The following is a 4,927-nucleotide window of genomic DNA, read 5'->3' on the forward strand; positions in this document are numbered from 1 at the left end:
CCGGGTCCCCGACGCACCGGGCCAACGGCGCGGTCCGGGCGGGCTGCGCGGGGGCCGTCCCGGTGGCCGAGCCGTTCGCGGAGCTGTTCGCGGGGGCCTGGGCCGCGCCGTTGGCCCGGTGCGTCGGGGACCCGGTGGCGGGGGCGTCCTCGGCCCGCTCGGCGGGCGGGGACGCCTTCGTGGTGCCGGCCGGGTTGTCCGCGGGCGTGTAGTCCGCGAAGAAGTCCCACCACGCCTCGTCGACGGAGTTCTTGTCGGCCTTGTACTGCTCGAACAGCTCGTCGACGAGCCACTCGTTGGGTCCGAACGATGCTGCGATCTTGTCCTCGTGGTGCGAGGGCTGTGGAGGCACGGCGGTGTCGCCTTCTTCCTCGATGTCGGTCAACGCGGGCGCAGCTCCACCCTATCCCCGTGTGGTATGCGTCGCGGTCCGCGCTCAGCGCGGGGCGGTCCGCGCGCCCGTGCCGTCGCGTGCGACGTTCGTCACAGCCGGTGAAGGCGGAGTCACCCTGGGCAGGTGCACGTCGATGCGGCAGCCGCCCCCGGGCGGTGTGGCTGCCACTCGGATCGTCCCGCCGTGCAGCTGCACCGCCCAGCGCGCGATGGCCAGCCCCAGCCCGGTGCCGCCGTCGGTGCGGGCGCTGCCGCGCTGGAAGCGCTCGAAGACGCGCTCGCGGTCGGCGTCGGCGATGCCCGGGCCCTGGTCCTGCACGCTGATGCGCACCACCTCGCCGAGGGCGTGCGCGGAGACGACGACCCGCCCGCCGGGCGGGGAGTGCCGCGAGGCGTTGTCGAGCAGGTTGGCCACCACCTGGTGCAGCCGCGCGGAGTCCGCCGCCACGCCCAGCCCCGGCGGGTCGACGTCCACGACGTAGTGCACGTCGCGGCCGGTCATCGACATCGCCCGCGTGGCCTGCCCCAGGAACGGCTCCAGCGCGACGTCCTCGCGGTCCAGCGAGACCGCGCCGGCGTCCAGGCGGGAGAGGTCCAGCAGCTGCTCCACGAGCCGGCCCAGCCGCTCCGTCTGCGCCAGCGCCGTGCTCAGCGTCTCGTGGTCGGCCTCGGTGACGCCGTCCACGAGGTTCTCCATGACCGCGTGCAGCGCCGAGACCGGGGTGCGCAGCTCGTGGCTGACGTTGGCGACCAGCTCGCGGCGCTCGCGGTCGACGGCCTCGAGGTCCTCGGCCATGCGGTTGAAGGCGTCCGCCAGCTCGCCCACCTCGTCGCTGCTGGTCGAGCGCACCCGCCGCGAGTAGTCGCCCGTGGCCATCGCGCGCGCCGCGGCCGTCATGTCGCGCAGCGGGGAGGTCATCCCGCGCGCCAGCGCCTGGGTGAAGACGAGGGTGATGACGATGGCGATCGGCAGCGTGTAGCGCGGGCCGATGTGGTGGTAGAGCCCCTGCCAGACCAGCAGCGCCGCGACGGTCACCGAGGCTGCCACCAGCAGCGCCAGCTTGGTCTTCAGCGAGTGCACCGGGTCCAGCGGCCGCACGTCCGGCCACGGCCGGCGGGTGGCCGACCGCGAGGCGCCGGCGCGCGCGTCGTGCGCGGCGCCGGTGATCGGGATCGGCCCCGTCAGCCCGGTGCCCTGCTGCTCGGGCGGGGGCGCCGTCACGGCGCCTCCTGGGCGCCCGTGGGCTCGAAGGCGTAGCCGACGCCGTGCACCGTGCGCACGAGGTCGGCGCCCAGCTTGCGGCGCAGCGCCTTCACGTGGCTGTCCACGGTGCGGGTGCCGGAGGCGTCGGCCCAGTCCCAGACCTCCTCCAGCAGCTTCTCGCGGGTCAGCACGGTGCGCGGGGAGGCGGCCAGGCAGACCAGCAGGTCGAACTCCGTGGGCGTCAGGTGCACCTCGGTGCCCGCGCGGCGCACCCGCCGCTGGGCCCGGTCGACCTCCAGCTCGCCGTCGGAGACGCTGAAGCGCATCGCCGGCGCCGCCTCGGCCGGGGCGCCCACGAGCGCGCGGGCCCGCTCCACCCGGCGCACCAGGCCGTTGACGCGGGCCACCAGCTCGCGCATCGAGAACGGCTTGGTCATGTAGTCGTCGGCGCCCACGCCGAGGCCGACGAGCTTGTCGGTCTCGTCGTCGCGCGCGGTGAGCATGAGGACGGGCACCGGGCGCGCGGCCTGCACGCGCCGGCACACCTCCAGGCCGTCGAAGCCGGGCAGCATGACGTCCAGGACGACGACGTCCGGGCGCGTGCGCTCGCACAGCTCCACCCCGCCGGGCCCGTCGCCCGCGGTCTCCACGGTGTAGCCCTCCGCGCGCAGCCGGCGCGCGACCGCGTCGGCGATGGTGGGCTCGTCCTCGACGACGACGGCCGTGCGCGGGGAGGCGGGGCCCCCGCCGGCGCCGGCCGCGGGGGCGGGCGAGGAGGTCGGTCCGGTGCTCATGGGCGCCAGCGTAGGCCGGTCCGCGGCGCCCGGACCCGTGCGCCGGCCGGAGCGCCGCCGTGCGTGCACGGCCTCTGCACACCACCTCCCCGCCCGCGCACGACGCGTGGTCCCCCGCGGGGATCACGCGTCGTCCACGGGGGGAGGGGGCGACCTATCCTGGGCGGGTGCGCTTCCTCGACGGCCAGCGGCCGCAGCACGACCTGACCTACAGCGACGTCTTCCTCGCCCCCGCGCGCTCGGGCGTCGTCTCCCGCCTCGACGTGGACCTGTCGACCGGCGACGGGACCGGGACGACGGTGCCGGTGGTCGTGGCGAACATGACGGCCGTCTCCGGCCGGCGGATGGCCGAGACGATCGCCCGCCGCGGCGGGATGGCGGTGCTGCCGCAGGACATCCCCGTCGACGTCGTCGCCGAGGTCGTCGCCTGGGTCAAGGAGCGCCACCCCGTCCTCGAGACGCCCGTGGTCCTGCACGAGCACGACACCGTCGCCGCCGCCCTGAACCTGCTGCCCAAGCGCGCGCACGGCGCGGCCGTCGTCCTCGACGACGACCGCCGCGTCCTGGGCGTGGTCACGGCCGCCGACTGCGCCGACGTCGACCGCTTCACCCAGGTCGGCGCCGTCATGAGCCCCTCGCCGGTGACGATCGACGCCGCCGCGGCCGAGGCCGACCTGGAGGCCGCCTTCGGCGTGCTGCACGAGTCCCGCCGCCGCTTCGCCCCCGTCGTGCGCGACGGGCGCCTCGTCGGGGCGCTCACCCGCACCGGCGCGCTGCGCTCCACGGTCTACCGGCCCGCCCTCGACGCCGCCGGGCGGCTGCGGGTGGCCGCCGCCGTCGGCATCAACGGCGACGTGGCCGCGACCGCGAAGGCGCTGCTGGACACCGGCGTCGACACCCTCGTCGTCGACACCGCGCACGGGCACCAGGAGAAGATGCTCGAGGCGCTGCGCGCCGTGCGGGGGGTGGACCCGCAGGTGCCCGTCGTGGCCGGCAACGTCGTCACCGCCGCGGGCGTGCGCGACCTCGTCGAGGCCGGCGCCGACATCGTCAAGGTGGGCGTCGGCCCGGGGGCGATGTGCACGACGCGGATGATGACCGGCGTCGGGCGCCCGCAGTTCTCCGCCGTGCTGGAGTGCGCGGCCGCCGCCCGCGAGCTCGGCGCCCACGTCTGGGCCGACGGCGGGGTCCGCCACCCGCGCGACGTCGCCCTCGCGCTGGCCGCGGGCGCCAGCCAGGTCATGGTCGGCTCCTGGTTCGCCGGCACCCACGAGAGCCCCGGGGACCTGGCCGTGGACGCCGACGGCCGCCCCTACAAGGAGAGCTTCGGCATGGCCTCCGCGCGCGCGGTGGCCGCCCGCACCAAGGCCGACACCCCCTTCCAGCGGGCCCGCAAGGGCCTGTTCGAGGAGGGCATCTCCTCCTCGCGCATGCACCTGGACCCCGCCCGCCCCGGCGTGGAGGACCTGCTGGACGAGATCACCTCCGGCGTGCGCTCCTCCTTCACCTACGTGGGCGCGCGCACCGTCGCGGAGTTCGCCGAGCGCGCGCTCGTGGGGCTGCAGTCGCCGGCGGGCTACGAGGAGGGTCGGCCGCTGCCGGCCGGCTGGTGAGCGCGGTGGTCCGGGGGTGATCGTCGAGGGGCTGCGTCGCGCGGACGGCTCGCCCGTCGACGTCGTCACGAGCGGCTCGGGGCCGGGCCTCGTGCTCGTGCACGGCGCGCGCCCCGCCGCCGACCTCGCCAGGCTCGCCGACCGGCTCGGGGAGCGCTTCACCGTGCACCGCTACGACCGCGAGGAGGTCGGCGGCGGCGGTGCCCGCTACGCCGTCGCCGACGACGTCGCGCTGCTGGGCGCGGTGCTGGCGCACACCCGCGCCCGCCTGGTGCTGGGCCACGGCCTGGGCGGTCTCGTCGCGCTGCTGGCCACCGGTGCGCTGCTGGAGCGCTGCATCGACCGGGTCGCGGTCTACGACGCCGTGCTGCCGATCGACGGCTCGATCCCCGAGGAGGCGCTGGAGCAGGCCGCGCGGGCGCTGGCCACCGGCGCCCCCGACCTGGCGCTGGCCCACCTGGACCGCCACCTGCGCACCAGCTCGCTGGGGCGCACGGCCGCCGGGCGCTCCCAGCGCGTGCAGCGCCTCGTCGGCGGGGTGCTGGCCCGCACCGAGTGGGGGCGCTCGACCACCGCCCGGCTGCCGCAGGTGCTCGCCGAGACCCGCGCCGGGCTGCAGCTGGACTCCCCGGCCGACGTCTACGCGGGCCTGCCGGCCCGCGCCCTGCTGCTCACCGGCGAGCGCAGCCCCGAGCACTTCGGCGCCGCCGCCCGGGAGATGGCGGCGTCCGTGCCGTCGGCGACCGCGCTCGTGGCGGGCGGGTGCGGCCACGACTCGCTGCTGCGGGCGGCGCGGCGGTGCGTGCAGCCGCTGGAGGCGTTCCTGGCGGGGGACACGCTGTTCTGACGCGGCGGCTCCGCGGCGACGCCGCTGCAGGGGTGCGGGAGCGGCGGCTGTCCCTAGAATCGTGCGGGTCATGAGC

General features: G+C 76.8%; 5 protein-coding genes. 2 read left to right on the forward strand and 3 right to left on the reverse strand.

What is annotated here, in order from left to right; genetic code table 11:
• The 3 genes from GTQ99_RS19675 to GTQ99_RS19685 form a co-directional block, all read right to left on the reverse strand.
• Positions 1 to 385: 2-oxoglutarate dehydrogenase E1 subunit family protein (locus GTQ99_RS19675; protein WP_205707854.1), on the reverse strand; the 385-nt coding region annotated here is incomplete at its 3' end.
• Between the two features lie 51 nt (positions 386 to 436).
• Positions 437 to 1,615 (reverse strand): ATP-binding protein, encoded by a 1,179-nt coding sequence (locus tag GTQ99_RS19680; RefSeq protein ID WP_166617403.1) that lies wholly within the window; start codon positions 1,613 to 1,615, stop codon positions 437 to 439.
• Positions 1,612 to 2,391 carry a response regulator transcription factor gene (locus GTQ99_RS19685; RefSeq protein WP_166617404.1) on the reverse strand — a complete coding sequence of 260 codons (780 nt, stop codon included), beginning with the start codon at positions 2,389 to 2,391 and terminating at the stop codon, positions 1,612 to 1,614. The genes GTQ99_RS19680 and GTQ99_RS19685 overlap by 4 nt, the downstream gene beginning before the upstream one ends.
• A 167-nt stretch (positions 2,392 to 2,558) precedes the next feature.
• Here GTQ99_RS19685 and GTQ99_RS19690 point away from each other — a divergent pair, with 167 nt between their 5' ends.
• Together GTQ99_RS19690 and GTQ99_RS19695 are read left to right on the forward strand one after the other, a co-directional pair.
• Entirely contained in the window at positions 2,559 to 4,004 is a 1,446-nt protein-coding gene (locus GTQ99_RS19690; RefSeq protein ID WP_166617405.1) for a GuaB1 family IMP dehydrogenase-related protein, read from the forward strand.
• 16 nt (positions 4,005 to 4,020) lie between these two features.
• Positions 4,021 to 4,851 (forward strand): alpha/beta fold hydrolase, encoded by an 831-nt coding sequence (locus GTQ99_RS19695; protein WP_166617406.1) that lies wholly within the window; start codon positions 4,021 to 4,023, stop codon positions 4,849 to 4,851.
• The last annotated feature ends 76 nt before the right edge of the window (positions 4,852 to 4,927 follow it).

Source organism: Kineococcus vitellinus, assembly GCF_009906315.1.
Taxonomy (GTDB): Bacteria; Actinomycetota; Actinomycetes; order Actinomycetales; family Kineococcaceae; genus Kineococcus; species Kineococcus vitellinus.

What these genes read in the sequence shown, in the direction of transcription:
- GTQ99_RS19685 (WP_166617404.1), bottom strand. Translation starts at nt 2,391, where the DNA reads ATGAGCACCGGACCGACCTCCTCGCCCGCCCCCGCGGCCGGCGCCGGC.